At 67.4% G+C, this 15,927-nt stretch carries 14 protein-coding genes; 7 read left to right on the top strand and 7 right to left on the bottom strand.

Annotated features, from left to right (window positions below):
• The first annotated feature begins 55 nt into the window (after positions 1-55).
• The 3 genes from AC1Z3O_RS13370 to AC1Z3O_RS13360 all read left to right on the top strand — a co-directional run bounded on the left by AC1Z3O_RS13370 (position 56) and on the right by AC1Z3O_RS13360 (position 3,318).
• Entirely contained in the window at positions 56-457 is a 402-nt protein-coding gene (locus AC1Z3O_RS13370) for a methylglyoxal synthase (protein WP_483516198.1), read from the top strand.
• Positions 458-526: 69 nt separating this feature from the next.
• The gene (locus AC1Z3O_RS13365) at positions 527-1,507 is read left to right on the top strand and encodes a quinone oxidoreductase family protein (protein WP_483516197.1); all 981 of its coding nucleotides are present in this window, start codon (positions 527-529) and stop codon (positions 1,505-1,507) included.
• A gap of 660 nt (positions 1,508-2,167) precedes the next feature.
• Positions 2,168-3,318, top strand: a protein-coding gene (locus AC1Z3O_RS13360; RefSeq protein ID WP_483516196.1) for an IS3 family transposase whose coding sequence is annotated in 2 segments (ribosomal slippage) — positions 2,168-2,429 and positions 2,429-3,318 — 1,152 coding nt in all. Because the reading frame shifts where the segments join, the coding sequence is not laid out codon by codon here.
• A gap of 139 nt (positions 3,319-3,457) precedes the next feature.
• On the opposite strand, the gene AC1Z3O_RS13355 is transcribed toward AC1Z3O_RS13360, so the two are convergent.
• The 6 genes from AC1Z3O_RS13355 to AC1Z3O_RS13330 all read right to left on the bottom strand — a co-directional run bounded on the left by AC1Z3O_RS13355 (position 3,458) and on the right by AC1Z3O_RS13330 (position 9,991).
• Positions 3,458-3,751: a YkvA family protein gene (locus tag AC1Z3O_RS13355; RefSeq protein WP_483516195.1), complete on the bottom strand. Its 294-nt coding sequence runs from the start codon at positions 3,749-3,751 to the stop codon at positions 3,458-3,460.
• A 139-nt stretch (positions 3,752-3,890) separates the two neighbouring features.
• The gene (locus AC1Z3O_RS13350) at positions 3,891-5,036 is read right to left on the bottom strand and encodes a BMP family ABC transporter substrate-binding protein (protein ID WP_483516194.1); all 1,146 of its coding nucleotides are present in this window, start codon (positions 5,034-5,036) and stop codon (positions 3,891-3,893) included.
• A gap of 66 nt (positions 5,037-5,102) precedes the next feature.
• Positions 5,103-6,023, bottom strand: a complete 921-nt coding sequence (locus AC1Z3O_RS13345; RefSeq protein ID WP_483516193.1) for an ABC transporter permease — start codon at positions 6,021-6,023, stop codon at positions 5,103-5,105.
• Positions 6,024-6,032: 9 nt separating this feature from the next.
• On the bottom strand, positions 6,033-7,124 hold the full coding sequence (locus AC1Z3O_RS13340) for an ABC transporter permease (protein ID WP_483516192.1): 1,092 nt from the start codon (positions 7,122-7,124) through the stop codon (positions 6,033-6,035).
• Positions 7,117-8,781 (bottom strand): ABC transporter ATP-binding protein, encoded by a 1,665-nt coding sequence (locus tag AC1Z3O_RS13335; protein ID WP_483516191.1) that lies wholly within the window; start codon positions 8,779-8,781, stop codon positions 7,117-7,119. Before AC1Z3O_RS13335 ends, AC1Z3O_RS13340 begins: the two co-directional genes overlap by 8 nt.
• A gap of 280 nt (positions 8,782-9,061) precedes the next feature.
• On the bottom strand, positions 9,062-9,991 hold the full coding sequence (locus tag AC1Z3O_RS13330) for a pirin family protein (protein ID WP_483516190.1): 930 nt from the start codon (positions 9,989-9,991) through the stop codon (positions 9,062-9,064).
• Between the two features lie 691 nt (positions 9,992-10,682).
• On the opposite strand from AC1Z3O_RS13330, the gene AC1Z3O_RS13325 reads away from it, so the two are divergent.
• Genes AC1Z3O_RS13325 through AC1Z3O_RS13310 form a run of 4 tightly spaced genes read left to right on the top strand, consistent with a single transcriptional unit; the run spans position 10,683 to position 14,200 of the window.
• Entirely contained in the window at positions 10,683-11,399 is a 717-nt protein-coding gene (locus AC1Z3O_RS13325) for an ABC transporter permease (RefSeq protein WP_483516189.1), read from the top strand.
• A gap of 47 nt (positions 11,400-11,446) precedes the next feature.
• The gene (locus tag AC1Z3O_RS13320) at positions 11,447-12,370 is read left to right on the top strand and encodes a glycine betaine ABC transporter substrate-binding protein (protein WP_483516188.1); all 924 of its coding nucleotides are present in this window, start codon (positions 11,447-11,449) and stop codon (positions 12,368-12,370) included.
• 10 nt (positions 12,371-12,380) lie between these two features.
• Complete coding sequence (locus AC1Z3O_RS13315) at positions 12,381-13,028, top strand: ABC transporter permease (RefSeq protein ID WP_483516187.1); 648 nt, start codon at positions 12,381-12,383, stop codon at positions 13,026-13,028.
• 2 nt (positions 13,029-13,030) lie between these two features.
• The gene (locus tag AC1Z3O_RS13310) at positions 13,031-14,200 is read left to right on the top strand and encodes an osmoprotectant ABC transporter ATP-binding protein OsmV (RefSeq protein WP_483516186.1); all 1,170 of its coding nucleotides are present in this window, start codon (positions 13,031-13,033) and stop codon (positions 14,198-14,200) included.
• A 99-nt stretch (positions 14,201-14,299) separates the two neighbouring features.
• On the opposite strand, the gene AC1Z3O_RS13305 is transcribed toward AC1Z3O_RS13310, so the two are convergent.
• Positions 14,300-15,877 (bottom strand): aldehyde dehydrogenase (NADP(+)), encoded by a 1,578-nt coding sequence (locus AC1Z3O_RS13305; protein WP_483516185.1) that lies wholly within the window; start codon positions 15,875-15,877, stop codon positions 14,300-14,302.
• Between the last annotated feature and the right edge of the window lie 50 nt (positions 15,878-15,927).

Below are 15,927 nucleotides of genomic sequence, written 5' to 3'. Positions count from 1 at the left end.
CGGGGGCCCTGCAAGCCGCGGGACCCCATGGAATCCAACATCATTGGGAAATGAGATGACCCGCCCCTGCATTGCACTGATCGCGCACGACCACAAGAAGGACGACATCGTTGCCTTCGCCCACCGTCACCGCGACTTCCTGGCCCAGTGCGAGCTGGTGGCCACCGGCACCACCGGCGGCCGCCTGGCCGACGAACTCGGGCTGGACGTGACGCGCATGCTGTCCGGTCCCTGGGGCGGCGACCTGCAGATCGGCGCGCGGCTGGCCGAAGGCAAGGTCGCGGCCGTGTTCTTCCTGCGCGACCCGATGACGCCGCAGCCGCACGAACCCGATATCAACGCGCTGGTGCGCGCCTGCGACGTGCACAACGTGCCTTGCGCCACCAATGTGGCCACCGCGGACCTGCTGATCGCGGAGCTGTGTCGGCAGCATGTGCGGGACGAGCAGGCAGCCTGAGCAGCTTCTGAACTTGCGGTCGCCCGCGGACAGCGGACTACCCACATCACGCAAACGAGGAGAACAGTCATGAGCAAAGCCATCCGCATCAACGAAACCGGTGGGCCGGAGGTAATGCAGTGGGTCGACGTGGAGGTGGGCGAACCCGGCCCCGGCGAGGTACGCGTGCGCCATGAAGCGGTCGGCCTGAACTACATCGACGTCTATTTCCGCACGGGCCTGTACAAGCAGGCGCTACCGGCGGGCCTGGGCATGGAGGGCGCCGGCGTGGTCGAGGCGGTCGGCGAGGGCGTCGGCCATCTCAAGGCAGGCGACCGCGTGGCCTACGCCGGCCGCCCGACCGGTGCCTATGCGCAGGTGCGCGTGATGCCCGCCGACATCGTGGTCAGGCTGCCGGAGTCGATTTCCTTCGAGCAGGGCGCGGCCATGATGCTGCAGGGCCTGACGTCGCAATACCTGCTGCGCGACAGCTACCGCGTGCAGCCTGGCGACACGGTGCTGTTCCATGCCGCGGCCGGCGGCGTCGGCCTGATTGCCTGCCAGTGGCTCAAGGCCCTGGGCGCCACCGTGATCGGCACCGTCGGCAGCGACGAAAAGGCGGCGCTGGCAAGGGCGCACGGCTGCGACCATACGATCATCTATACGCGTGAATCCTTTGTCGATCGTGTCAAGGAGATCACGGGCGGCAAGGGCGTGCCCGTCGTCTACGACTCCATCGGCAAGGACACCTTCAACGGCTCGCTGGACTGCCTGGCGCCGCGCGGCACCATGGTCAGCTTCGGCAATGCCTCGGGGCCGGTGCCGCCGGTCGATATCTCGGTGCTGGGCAACAAGGGCTCTCTGCGTTTGACTCGTCCCACGCTGATGACCTATGTGGTGCATCGGGAGCTGCTGGAGCCGATGGCCGCCGAGTTGTTCGATGTGGTGGGGTCGGGCAAGGTGAAGATCGATGTGCGGCAGCGCTATGCGTTGTCTGACGTGGCGCAGGCGCATCGGGATCTGGAGGGGCGGAGGACGACGGGGTCGACGGTTTTGTTGCCGTGGGCGTGAGTTGCTCAGCTGATGATCTGATGCCCGGGCGCTGATATTGGCGCTGTTGGTTGTTTGGGCCAACGGCCTGTTTCGACTCCCCTGCGGGGAGCCGACCTACTTTCTTGTCTTGCCAAGAAAGTAGGCAAAGAAGGCGCGCCGGATGCGGCTCAAAGACCCCTCGCGGGCTGGCGAAAAGAGCGGCCGGGCCCCAACTCGGATCGCCTTAAGGCGATCCTCAGACAGGGGGCCCTCTTTTCCGCTCTTTTCGCCAGCCCGCGAGGCGCCGCATACGGCAGGGTAAAGACGCCACGCCTCGCTTCGCATCGGGTGGCAGGTGTTCGGCCAGCTTGCTGGCCGAACACAATGAGTCGGCATGCGATGCCACATCCAGTTAGCGAAGGTGACTGTCAAACCAATGGTTTGGTCGTTCCCTCCCGTGTGCGGCGCCTCGCGAATTTGCCCCGGCCGCCGATGAAGCCCGTCCGCTGTTTGAGCGGCCGCAGGCCGCGAGTTCGGACGGGCGCGGCGGCCGGGGCAAATTCGCGAGGGGGTTTCGCTGCACCCGGGTCGCCTTTCTTTGCTTACTTTCTTTGGCGAGACAAAGAAAGTGAGTCTGTAGTGGTCCAATGATCTTGGACACCTCAAAAGGTAGACTTTCGGTCAACCAGTGAGGTGTAAATGGGACGTAAAGATTTCTCGGACGAGTTCAAGTCAGATGCGGTCAATCTGGTCTTGGAGCAGGGCTACAGCGTCAGTAAGGCCGCGCAGGCGCTAGGCATTGGCGAGACGGCACTGCGCCGCTGGCTGGGCCAGCGGCAAGCCAAGGCCAAACCGGCGCAGAGCCAGGTCACGAGTGATCTGACCCCGGAGCAGCGCCGCATCCGGGAGTTGGAGCAGCAGGTGGCGCAGTTGGAGCGGGAGCGTGACATCCTAAAAAAGTCCACGGCCTTCTTCGTCAAGGAACTCGATCGCCATACGAAGTGATTTGGCTGATGGAGAAGGCGTGGCCGGTCGCAGTGATGTGCACGCTGCTGGGAATGCCGCGTAGCAGCTACTACGCGTGGAAGGCCAGAAGGGATCGACCGCGTGCCCAGCGTCAGGCGCTGGTGCACGAGGTCAGGGTGATCCATCAAGCCAGCGGGCAAAGCTACGGTAGTCGTCGGATGGCGCAGGAGCTGCGGCGACGCGGCCACGACATCGGCCGGCACCGGGCGCGCGGGCTGATGAAGGAAGCCGAGGTCGTCGTACGCGCTCGGCGCCGGCATTACTACAGCAAGGGCGGCACATCGTCGGCCATCGCGCCAAACCGGCTCAATCGCCAGTTCGAGGTGGCTCGGCCCAATCGGGTCTGGGCTGGGGATGTGACATTTATCTGGACCCAGCAAGGCTGGCTCTACCTTGCCGTTGTGATTGACCTGTACTCACGGCGCGTGGTGGGCTGGGCCTTTTCGTCTTCGGCTGACACGCGCCTGGTGAGTCGGGCGCTGAGGCTGGCGCTGGAGAGCCGACGCCCCGACAAAGGGCTCATGTTCCACTCGGATCAGGGCAGTCAGTACTCCAGTCTCGCATTCCAGGCGATGCTGCACGACGAGGGCATTACCCCCAGCATGAGCCGAGCCGGCAACTGCTGGGATAACGCAGTGGTGGAGCGGTTTTTCTGCTCACTGAAGGGCGAACGCATACGGGACCGGGCCTACCGCGACCATGCTCAGGCCCAGGCGGACATCACGGACTACGTGCTGTTCTTCTACAACCAGCAGCGATTGCACTCGGCGGCGATGAACATGCCGCCGGCCGAGTACGAGGCTTTCAAACGAAGGGCTGCCTGAAAAAGTGTCCAAGATTACTTGACCACCACAGTCGGCTCCCCCGCAGGGGGAGTCGAAACAGGCCTTTGCCCTAAACAACCAGCGACGCCCAGCTTAGGCCCGACCAAGGCCAAAAAACAATCAATCCATCAAACACCAGCTATCGCGCCCGCACAGTCGTAGCCCCCGCACGCGCCTCCACCTCCCGCAACACATGCGGCGGCAAGCGCTTGACCATAAAGTGGATAGCCAGCGAAATCAGCACAACGTCATCGACCTGCCCCAGCCCGACAATAAAATCGGGAATCAGGTCGATCGGCGAGATCGCGTAGAGCACCAGTCCGAGCGTGGCAGGGCGCAGCCAGGCAGGCGCATCCGGATGGCGCAGCGCATACCACAGCAAGCGCCCGTCGCGCCGCACCAAGGACAGCAGTACGGAGAATCGCTTCCACATAGGAGATGGCTCCTTCACAAACGAAGGCGGCCAAGCCAAGGAAAAACGCCGCCTGCAGACTATCTTGGTCCGCAGGCGGCGTTATCAAGTTCCCGTGGCGCGCCGGGCACCCCCTGCGCGCCGCGGCAGAAGCCGGCGATCAGCCCGGGATGTTGCCTTCCACGCCTTCGACGTAGAACTTGATGCCATGCAGGAAAGCGTCGTCGGCCACCTGGTCCTTGGCCAGCTGCTCCTTGCCGGTATTGTCCTTCAGCGGACCCTTCCAGATCGGCGCGGTGCCATCGACGATGCCCTTCTTGCGCTCTGCCACCAGCGCCTTGACGTCTTCCGGCACGTCGGGGTTGAAGTCCTTCAGGTCGATCATGCCTTCCTTCAGGCCCCACCAGCTGGTGCCGTTCGTCCACTTGTTGTCGAGCACGTCGCCGACCACCTTGTTGTAGTAGACGCCCCAGGAGATCACCGAGGCGGCCAGGTGGGCCTTGGCGCCGAACTTGCTCATGTCGCTGTCCCAGCCGAAGGCGTGCACGCCCTTTTCCTGCGCGGTCTGGACCACGGCGGCCGAGTCTGTGTTCTGCATCAGCATGTCGACGCCCTGGCCGATCAGGGTGGTGGCTGCCTCGCGCTCCTTGCCCGGATCGAACCACTTGTTGACCCAGACCACCTTGACGGTCGCCTTCGGGTTGACGCTGCGCGCGCCCAGCGTGAAGGAGTTGATATTGCGGATCACCTCGGGGATGGGCACCGAGGCGACCACGCCCATCTTGCCCGTCTTGCTCATCTTGCCGGCGACCACGCCGGCCAGGTAGGCGCCCTCATAGGTGCGCACATCGTACTGGGCCAGGTTGGGGGCGGTCTTGAAGCCGGTGGCGTGCTCGAACTTCACGTCCGGGAATTCCTTGGCCACCTTCAGCATCGGCTCCATGAAGCCGAAGCTGGTGCCGAAGATGACCTTGTTGCCCTGGCTGGCCAGGTCGCGGAACACGCGCTCTGCGTCGGCGGCCGACTCGGGGACGTTCTCCACGTAGGTCGTCTTGACCTTGTCGCCGTATTTTTCTTCCACTGCCTTGCGGCCGACGTCGTGGGCAAAGGTCCAGCCGGCGTCGCCCACCGGCCCGATATACACGAAGGCGACCTTGAGCGGCTCGGCCTTCTGCTCGGCGGCTGGTGCGGAGGCCGGGGCCGCAGTCTCGGCCGGCTTTTCGGCTTCCTTCTTGCCGCAGCCGGCCAGGGCCAGCAGCGCGGTGGCGGCCAGCGCCGCCAGGGTCTTCCTGCGTGTCACGATCATGATTTCTCCTGTTGATATCAGTGTTGTGTAAGCAATAGTGCCTTGCTCATAGTACGGGCGCGCGGCTCATGCACTGCCCGGACGGAAGGGGCGGCCCAGCGAGGCCGGCATGTTCAGCCGGATCCACGCCGGGTTGCGCGAGATCACCGCCAGCACCACGATGGTGGCGGCGTACGGCAGCATCGACAGGATCTGCGATGGCACCGAGATGCCGATGCTCTGCAGGTAGAACTGCAGGATGGTGACGCCGCCGAACAGCCAGGCGCCGACCAGCACGCGCCCCGGCCGCCAGGTGGCGAAGGTGGTCAGCGCCAGCGCGATCCAGCCGCGCCCGGCCACCAGGTTTTCCACCCACATGGGCGTGTAGACCAGCGACAGGTAGGCGCCGGCCAGGCCGCAGCAGGCGCCACCGAACAGCAGCGCGCCGAAGCGGATCAGGCGCACCGGATAGCCCAGCGCATGCGCCGACTCGGGCGACTCGCCTACCGCGCGCAGCACCAGCCCGGCCCGCGTGCGGAACAGGAACCACATGATGGCGAAGCACAGCAGCACGCTGAAGTAGACCATCCAGTGCTGCTGGAAGAAGGCCGGGCCGAAGAAGGGCAGGTCGGCCAGGCCGGGGATGGACTTGGCCTGCGCCGGCATGGCATGGCCGACGAAGCGCTGGCCCATGAAGGCCGACAGGCCGGTGCCGAAGATCGACAGCGCCAGGCCGGTGGCGACCTGGTTGGTGGCCAGCACCAGGGCAAGCCAGGAAAACAGCGTGGCCATCAGCATGCCGGCGCAGGCGCCGGCCAGGAAGCCGAGCATCGGCGACTGCGTCTGGTAGCCGACCATGAAGCCGATCGCGGCGGCAACCAGCATCATGCCTTCGGCACCGAGGTTGAGCACGCCGGAGCGTTCATTGATCAGCAGCCCGAGCGCCGCGAGCAAGAGCGGCGTGCCCGCATTGATGGCGGTGGCGATGAGGGGAGCGAGTTGTTCCATGGATCGGGTTCAGGCGGTCCGGGTGCGCCAGCGCAGGCGGTTCTCGATCAGCGTGTCGCAGGCGAGCAGGAAGAACAGCAGCATGCCCTGGAAGACCCAGCCGATGGCCGACGGCAGCCCGAGGCGCGATTGCGCCATCTCGCCGCCGATGTAGAAGAGCGACATCACGATGCCGCCGAAGACCGCGCCCACCGGATGCAGGCGGCCGACGAAGGCCACGATGATGGCGGTGAAGCCGTAGCCCGGCGAGATCGACGGCAGCAGCTGGCCGATCGGGCCGGTCACCTCGAAGGCGCCGGCCAGTCCCGCCGTGGCGCCCGACACCATCAGCGCGTTCCACAGCGAACGCCGTGCCGAGAAGCCGGCATAGCGCGCCGCCAGCGGCGCCGTGCCGCCGACCTGCAGCCGGTAGCCGGCGAAGCTGCGGAAGATGAACACGGTCATCAGCACCACCAGCACCAGCATCACCGCGAAGCCCGCATGCAGGCGCGAGCCCGGCAGCAGGTTGGGCAGCAGGAACTCGGGCGAGAACACCTGGGACTGCGGGAAGTTCATGCCGTTGGGATCCTTCAGTGGGCCGTTGACCATGTACAGCATCAACTGCTGCGCGATATAGGTCAGCATCAGCGAGACCAGGATCTCGTTGGCATTGAAGCGGTCACGCAGCGCGGCCGTGATGGCTGCCCACAGCATGCCGCCAACGACCCCGGCCAGTGAAGCCAGCAGCAGCACCACGGTGCCATTGATGGTGTGGCCCGGCACATCGAAGTGGAGCACGGTCGCGCCGGCGAAGATGCCGCCGACGATCAGCTGCCCGTCGGCGCCGATGTTCCAGACATTGGCGCGGTAGCAGACGGACAGGCCGAGCGCGCACAGCACCAGCGGCACCGTCTTGAGCAGCACCTCGCCGATGGCGCGCTTGTCCTTGACCGGATCGACCAGGAAGACCTTGAGCGCGGCCGCGGGGTCCTTGCCCAGCAGCGTGAAGAGCAGGGCGCCGAAGACCAGGGTCAGCAGCAGCGCGAAGAAGGGTGAGGCGTAGGCCATGCCGCGCGACGGTTTGCCGCGCGGCGCCAGCGAGAAGGGCAGCAGCTCAGCCATGGTGCAGCGCCTCCTCCGCTTCGTGCCGGCTCGCCGGCCCGCCTTCCCACAGGCCGCTCATCCACAGGCCCACCTGCTCGCGCGTGGCGTGCTCGGTGGGAAGCGAGGGCGACAGCCTGCCCTTGGCGATCACATGCAGCCGGTCGCAGATGGCGAACAGCTCGTCCAGTTCCTCGGACACCACCAGGATCGCGCAGCCGGTCGCCTTCAGGGCCAGGATCTCATTGTGGATCTGGGCCGCGGCGCCGACGTCGACGCCCCAGGTAGGCTGGGCCACGATCAGCACCTTCGGGCCGCTTTCGATCTCGCGGCCGACGATGAACTTCTGCAGGTTGCCGCCGGACAGGCTCTTGGCCAGCGCCTGCGGCCCGCCCGCCTTGACGCGGAAGCGGCTGATGATGGCGGCGGCCAGGCCGGCCGCCGCCTTGGGCGAGACCAGCCCGTTGCGCACATAGGGCGGCGTCTGGTGCGACAGCAGTGTATTGGCCGCCAGGCTCATGTCCGGCACGGCGCCGCGGCCGAGCCGTTCTTCCGGCACGAAGGACAGGCCGGCGCGTCGGCGCGCGCGCGCGTCGAGCTTGCCGACCGGCTTGCCTTCCAGCGCCACGGCCCCATTGTCGGCGCGGGTGTCCTCGCCCGACAGCGCGCCCAGCAGTTCCTGCTGGCCGTTGCCCGACACGCCGGCGATGCCGACGATCTCTCCCGCATGCACGTCCAGCGCGATGCCCTCCAACTCGGTGGCGAAGCCATGGGCGCGCGGCAGCGACAGGCTGCGCACGGTCAGCCGCAGTGGGCCGCGTTCGGTGGTGACTCTCGCCTCGCGCGGCGGCTCGCCACCGATCATCAGGCGCGACAGCGAGGCCGCGGTTTCGTGGCGCGGGTCGCACACGCCGGTCACCTTGCCCATGCGCATCACAGTGGCGTGATGGCACAGCGCGCGGATCTCGTCGAGCTTGTGGCTGATGTAGAGGATGCTGGTGCCCTCGTCGGAGAGCTGCCGCAGCGTGACGAAGAGTGACTCCACGGCCTGCGGCGTCAGCACCGAGGTGGGCTCGTCCAGGATCAGGAGCTGCGGCTTGGCCAGCAGGGCGCGCACGATCTCCACGCGCTGGCGCTCGCCGACCGACAAGGTGTGGACGTGCCGGTTCGGCTCCAGCGGCAGGCCGTAGCGCTCCGCCGTGGTGCGGATCTGGTCGGCGAGCTGCTTCATGCCGGTGCCGCGGCTGCCGGCCGGCAGACCCAGCGCGATGTTCTCGGCCACGGTCAGCGTGTCGAACAGGGAAAAGTGCTGGAACACCATGGCGATGCCCAGGTTGCGGGCGTCGTGCGGGCCGGAAATGGCGGCGTGGGCGCCATTGAAGTGCATCTCGCCGGCGTCGGGCTTGACTGCGCCGAAGATGATCTTCATCAGGGTGGACTTGCCGGCGCCGTTCTCGCCGAGTACGGCGTGGATCTCGCCGGGCGCGACGCTGAGGCTGACGTCATCGTTGGCGATCACGCCGGGGTAGCGCTTGCTGATATGGGCAAGCGCCAGCCTTGGGGTGTTGGGTTGTGTCACTGAGGCGTCTCGTTTCGTGTTGGCAGCAACGTGTGGGTCTGGCAAGAACGGCGGCAGTGCGAGCGCAGCATGGCGGCGACGCATTGCAGCATTCATCATCGCTTCGTGATGCCTGTTATTTTGCTCGGATTATATAAGCGGGCGGGGCTTCGGCCTGTTGTTTCCAAGCCGATGTCAAGCGCCGCAACGGATGCAGGCGGGTTGCAAGTCGCATGCCGGCGGAGCGTCGGGTGGCGGGGGCGGGCGCCGGCTGCGCGGCACACAGGATGGCGGGCATGGGCGGGGCCGGTCCGCGCAAAAAAGAAAGCCCGGGCCAACGCCGATGGCGGCGATGGCCCGGGCAGCGCCACTGGTCCGCGGCGCGGACCAGTGAAAGGCGTCAGGCGCCGGCCGTGGCCGGGATCTGGGCGAAGCGGCCGTCGCGGTAATCGGCCAGGGCTTCGTGGATCTGTTCCTGGGTGTTCATCACGAACGGCCCGTATTGCACGATGGGCTCGCCCAGCGGGCGGCCGGCGATCACCAGGAAGGCGGCATCCTGGCTGGCGCGGATCACCACACCGTCTGCATCGGGGGCATTGCCCAGGATGCCCATGCGCTGGGCTTCCAGCACCGCGGCGTCATCGCCATCGCCCACCGTGACCTCGCCGGCGTAGACATAAACGAAAGCGTTGTGCCCGGCGGGCAGCGCCTGCGTGAAGCGCTGGCCGGCCGGCAGGTGCACGTCGAGGTAGACGGGCTCCGTCGCCGGCCGGCTGACCGCGCCGGCCACGCCGTGGGAGGCGCCCGCCAGCACGCGCACGGTCGCGCCATTGGGCAGGGCCACACCGGGGATGGCCGCGGCCGGCAGGTCGCGGTACCAGGGCTTGGCCATCTTGTCGCTGGCGGGCAGGTTCAGCCAGAGCTGGAAGCCTTCCATGCGGCCGTCTTCCTGCTCGGGCATCTCCGAGTGCACGACGCCCGCGCCGGCCACCATCCATTGCGCGCCGCCGTTCTCCAGCAGGCCCTCGTTGCCCGCGCTGTCGCGATGGCGCATGCGGCCGGCCAGCATATAGGTGATGGTCTCGAAGCCGCGGTGCGGGTGGGCGGGGAAGCCGCCGATATAGTCGTCCTTGCTGTCCGAGCCGAAGGCGTCGAGCATCAGGAACGGGTCCAGCCGGCGCTGCAGATTGTGCGTCAGCACGCGCGTCAGCTTGACGCCGTCGCCGTCCGAGGTGGGGATGCCGCGCACCACCCGGTCGATCGCGCGCGAGCGCTGCACGGTCTCTTCGCCGCTGGCCGGAACGGTGGGAAAGCTGTTGCGGGTTTGCATGTCGGTTCTCCTGTTTGGTGACGGTGGGCGGCGGTGCGCTGCGCGCCGCCGCCCCGCTTTGTCTACCCACACAATGTAAAGGTTGGGCGCGGCGGCGGTAGAGGGTGCGAGAGCAAAACATTGTTCTATCTGCGGCATCATTTCTGGCGATTTGCGTCTGACATTGCAACGCCGGCGGATCGCCGGCGTCCCTTGCCAGGGCTGGGCTGGCGGGTGTTCCTGCGGTCTCCGCGATGCGGGTGGAAGCGGGGGCGATCGCGGTCGGATACCTCCGGAAGTGACAAAATCGATGAAGTTCTGTACAATAGACACCTCTTTCCCATCCGTTGCTGCGTAATACAAGGGTTAAGGCGATTTGCGCCACCCCTGCCGCAATGGCCGATTGATCCGGCGGCGCGTCGGAAGCTTCATATTTGCGCTGCCACTGGCCTCCCGACTCCGGCACCACCGGAGACCGGCTGCGCCGCTTCAGGGATGGTCCTGCCTCCGGGCCGGGCGTCCCGTCAATTGGGCTCTCGCCGCTTGCGCGAGACCCTGCGTCCGTCCACCGGCCAGCCTGCCGGTCATGGCGGGAAATGCAATCTGATCCGGGCCTGGCGGCACCCCACCGCAGCCGCTTGTGCCCTTCATGTCGTCCGCTCCGGCGGCAGGCCGTCCTTTTGCCTGCAGCCGGCGCGGCAAGAGGGGGAATATGTCGAAGCAATCCATGCGGGCGCTGGCCTGGGGATGCGTGACGCTCGCCGCGCTGGCCGCCCTGGCCACGTGGATCGGCGTGGACGTCATCCGCCGTTACCAGGATCGCCTGTTTTACGACGTGGCCGACCACCTGCGCCTCGTGGCCTGGTCCATGGGCCTGGCGCTGGCCACCGGCATTCCGGCCGGCATCGCGCTGAGCCGGCCCTGCTTGCGGCGCTGGTCCGACCGGCTGATGCAGATCTTCAACGTGGGCAACACCGTGCCCTCGCTGGCCGTGCTGGCGCTTGCGCTCGCGGCGTTCGGCATCGGCGAGCGGCCCGCCATCCTGGCGCTCTGGCTGGCTTCCCTGCTGCCGATCGTGCGCAACACCTGCGAGGGTTTGCGCACCGTCTCCCCGTCGTTGCTGGAAGCCGCACGCGGCATCGGCATGACGCCGGCACAGCGGCTGCTGAGAGTCGAACTGCCCAACGCTCTGCCGGTGATCCTGGCCGGGGTGCGCATCAGCCTGGTGATCAATGTCGGCACCGTGCCGCTGTCCTTCCTGATCGGCGCCAACAGCCTGGGCGAGTTGATCTTCCCTGGCATCTATCTGAACAACCAGCCGCTGCTCTTGCTGGGCGCGGCTGCCACGGCGCTGCTGGCGCTGACCCTGGACGGCCTGTTCGCGGCCGCCGGCAAGCTCTACCTGAGCCGGCGCGGACTGGGGCGCTGAATGGCACCCAACACGACGAACGCCAAGAACAAGAAGGAGTCTTTTTCATGCAATCGATCCGAAGCGCCGCCGCGCGCCTGGTCCTGCTGCTGGCGTCGGCCGCCGCGGGCCTGGCGCTGATGCCGGCGACAGCCGGCGCGCAGCCCGACGCGGTGCGCGTGGGCGGCAAGAATTTCACCGAGCAGCTGATCCTGGCCTCGATGACCTCGCAATACCTGAACGCCAAGGGCCTGCACACCGAGCTGACCACCGGCCTGGGCAGCACGCTGATGCGGCAGGCCATGGAGAACGATCAACTCGATGTCGTGTGGGACTACACCGGTACCGCGCTGATCGTTTTCAACAAGGTCGAGGAGAAGCTCGATGCCGACGCCAGCTACCATCGCGTCAAGGCGCTCGACGCCGCACGCGGGCTGGTCTGGCTCGATGCCTCGGCCGTCAACAACACCTATGCGCTGGCGATGCCGCGCAAGCGTGCCGAGGCCGCAGGCGTGACCACGCTGTCGCAGTTCGCGCAGAAGATGCGGGATGCCGGCGCCGACGCGCACCACCCCTTTGCCGTCGACATGGAATTCGCCGCGCGCCCCGACGGCCTGGAGCCGCTCAAGACCACTTACCACCTGCCCTTCACGCGGCGCGACGTGATCCAGCTCGATGCCGGCCTGGTCTACACCGCGCTGAAGAACGACCAGGTCGAGCTGGGCCTGGTCTACACCACCGATGGCCGCGTCAAGGGCTTCGACCTGGTGCTGCTCGAGGATGACCTGCATTTCTTCCCGGCCTACAACGCCGTGCCGGTGGTGCGCAAGGAAACGCTGGCGCGCCACCCTGAACTGGCGGACCTGCTCAATGCGCTGTCGGCCAAGCTCGACAACGAGAAGATGACGGCGATGAACTACCAGGTGGACATCGAGCAGCAGCCGGTGGACAAGGTCGCGCAGGACTTCCTGCGCAGCCAGGGCCTGATCTGAGGAGGGGCGCATGGACCTGTTGAGCTACCTTCACCATAGCTGGCCCACCTTGCTCAAGCTGACCGGCGAGCATCTCGTGCTGGTCGGGTCGGCGGTGGGCGTGGCGGTGCTGATCGGCGTGCCGCTCGGCATCCTGATCACGCGCTTCCGCTGCCTCGCCACGCCCCTGCTGGCGCTGGCCACCATCGTGCTGACGCTGCCGTCGATCGCGCTGTTCGGCCTGATGATCCCGATCTTTGCGCGCTTCGGCCACGCGCTGGGCTATGTGCCGGCCGTGACCGCCGTCTTCCTGTATTCGTTGCTGCCCATCATGCGCAACACCTACACCGCGCTGGCCAACGTCGATCCCGGCATCCAGGAAGCGGGCCGCGGCATCGGCATGACGCCGTGGCAGCGCCTGCGCCTGGTGGACCTGCCGCTGGCAGTGCCGGTGATCCTGGGCGGTGTGCGCACCGCCGTGGTGATGAACATCGGGGTGGCCACCATCGCCGCCATCATCGGCGCCGGTGGCCTGGGCGTGCTGATCCTGCAGGCGATCAGCCAGAGCAATATGAGCAAGCTGGCCGTGGGCGCCGTCCTCGTCAGCCTGCTCGCCATCGTGGCCGACGTCTGCCTGCAGTGGCTGCAGAAGGCACTGACACCGAAAGGAATCCGTTGAATATGATCGAACTCGACCGACTCACAAAATCGTTCTCGCAGAAGGACGGCTCGGTGGTGACCGCCGTCGATGCCGTTTCCCTGGCTGTGCCCAAGGGTGAGATCTGCGTTTTCCTGGGGCCCTCGGGCTGCGGCAAGACCACCACGCTGAAGATGATCAACCGGCTGATCCCGTCGACTTCGGGCACGGTGCGCATCGACGGCGAGGACACCAGCGGCATCGACGAGGTGGCGCTGCGCCGCAAGATCGGCTACGTGATCCAGCAGATCGGCCTGTTCCCGAACATGACCATCGAGGAGAACATCATGGTCGTGCCGCGCCTGCTGGGCTGGGACAAGCGGCGCTGCCGCGAGCGCGCGCGCGAGCTGATGGGCATGGTGCAGCTCGACCCGGACCGCATGCTGACGCGCTATCCGCGCGAGCTGTCGGGCGGCCAGCAGCAGCGCATCGGCGTGATCCGCGCGCTGGCGGCCGATGCGCCGGTGCTGCTGATGGACGAACCGTTCGGCGCGGTCGACCCCATCAACCGCGAGAGCATCCAGAACGAGTTCTTCCAGATGCAGCGCCAGCTCGGCAAGACCGTGATCATGGTGTCGCACGACATCGACGAGGCCATCAAGCTCGGCGACAAGGTGGCGGTGTTCCGGCGCGGCAAGCTGATTCAGTTCGACCACCCCGACGCGCTGCTGGCGCACCCGGCCGACGATTTCGTGCAGGCCTTCGTCGGCCACGACAACACGCTGAAGCGCTTGCTGCTGGTGCTGGCCGGCGATGCAGCGACGATGCCGCCGGTGGGCCGCCCCGACATGAGCCTGGCCGAGGCCTTCGCCATGATGGACGACAACGACGTGCGCCACCTGCCGGTGCTCGATGCCGGCCAGCGCGCGCTGGGCTATGTGGCGCGGCGCGATGCGCGCGCGCGGCAGGGCAGCTGCGCCGATGTGATGCGGGCCTTCTCCGCCACCGCGAGCGCCGACGAACACCTGCGCATCCTGCTGTCGCGCATGTACCAGCACAACACCAGCTGGCTGCCCGTACTCGATGCAGAGGGTGCCTATCTGGGCGAAGTCACGCAGGATTCGATCGCGGACTATCTCAGTTCCGGGCGTTCGCGCGGCTCGCAGCAGGGCGCGCGCCAGGCGCAGCCGGAGGCCGTGGCCGCGATCGCCTAAGACGTGGCGGGCAGTGAAATGAAAAGGCGGCCGGTGAAGGCCGCCTTTTTCTTTGCCGCGGTGTCCCGTTCACCGTGGCTTTCACGCGATGGCGCGGCTTCAGCCCCGCACTGGCTCGCCGTCTTTGAGCCGCCACAGGCCCAGCGGATTGGCATCCTGCAGCGCGGGCGGCAGCAGTTCGGCCGGCAGGTTCTGGTAGCAGACGGGGCGCAGGAAGCGGTCGATGGCGCTGGCGCCGACCGAGGTGGCGCGCGTGTCGGAGGTGGCCGGGTACGGGCCGCCATGCACCATCGCGAACGACACTTCCACGCCGGTCGGATAGCCGTTGAACAAGACGCGCCCCGCCTTGCGTTCCAGCACCGTCAGCAGCGCGCGGGCCTGCGCATGGTCGGCCGCGTCAGCCTGCACCGTGGCGGTCAGCTGGCCTTCGAGCCGGCGTGCCACCGCCAGCATCTCGTCCGCATCGCGGCAGGCCACCAGTACCGAAGCGGGGCCGAAGACCTCGGCCTGGACGCGGTGGTCGGCCAGGAAGCATTGCGCCGTCGTCTCGAACAGGGCCGCACGCGCCTGGTTGGGTCCGCCGGCAGGCTGGCCCAGGCCGATGCGCTGCACGCCCTCGAGATCGGCCAGTTGGCCCACGCCGCTTTCGTAGGCGCGGTGGATGCCCGGCGTCAGCATGGTCGCGGCGGCCTTGTCCTGCAGCGCCGTGACGGCGGCCTGGCGGAAGGCATCCAGCGCGGCGCCTTGCTGCGCCAGGACCAGGCCGGGGTTGGTGCAGAACTGGCCCACGCCGAGTACCAGGGAGTCGACCAGGTCGCGCGCGATCTGGCTGCCGCGCGCTTCGAGTGCGGCCGGCAGCAGGAAGACCGGGTTGATGCTGCTCATCTCCGCATAGACAGGAATCGGCTGCTCGCGGCTGTTGGCGGTCTGCACCAGGGCGAGTCCTCCCGCGCGCGAGCCGGTGAAGCCGACCGCCTGGATGGCGGGGTGCGCCACCAGCGCGGTGCCGATCGAGGTGCCGGCACCGACCAGCAGTGAGAACACGCCTTCGGGCAGGCCGGCATCGGCCACCGCCTTCTGGATCACGCGCCCGACCAATTCGGATGTGCCAAGGTGGGCCGAGTGGGCCTTGACCACGACCGGACAGCCGGCAGCGAGCGCCGACGCCGTGTCGCCGCCGGCCACCGAGAAGGCCAGCGGGAAGTTGCTGGCGCCGAACACGGCCACCGGGCCTACCGCGATCTTCTGCAGCCGCAGGTCAGGCCGCGGCGGCGTGCGCTCGGGCAGCGCGCTGTCCAGCGTGGCCGCTTGCCAGCGGCCGTCGCGCAGCACGCGGGCGAACAGGCGCAGCTGGCCGGCGGTGCGGGCGCGTTCGCCCTGCAGCCGCGCCACGGGCAGGCCGCTTTCCGCATGGGCGCGCTCGATCAGTGCATCGCCCAGCGCCTCGATGCCCGCGGCAATAGCTTCCAGCAGCCGGGCGCGAGTCTCGGGCGCGGTGCTGCGGTAGGCGTCGAAGGCGGCTTCCGCGAGCGCGCAGGCGCGCTCAGCCTCCGCTTCGCCGCCACCGCCGAAAACCGGGGGCAGGGCTTCGCCGGTGGCCGGGTTGATGGAGTGAAGTTGGGTTTGCTGGCCGCGCACGGCGCTGGCGCCGATCAGCATGTCGCCGGTGATTGTCATCGGAGTCTTCCTGCAGGGGAGTTGGCGGCGCCGGCCCAGGTCGGGCCGGC

This window comes from Cupriavidus sp. 09_S30 (genome assembly GCF_056930435.1).
Note: the sequence above shows the minus strand (reverse complement) of the source record. Positions and strands in the feature narration are given on the sequence as shown.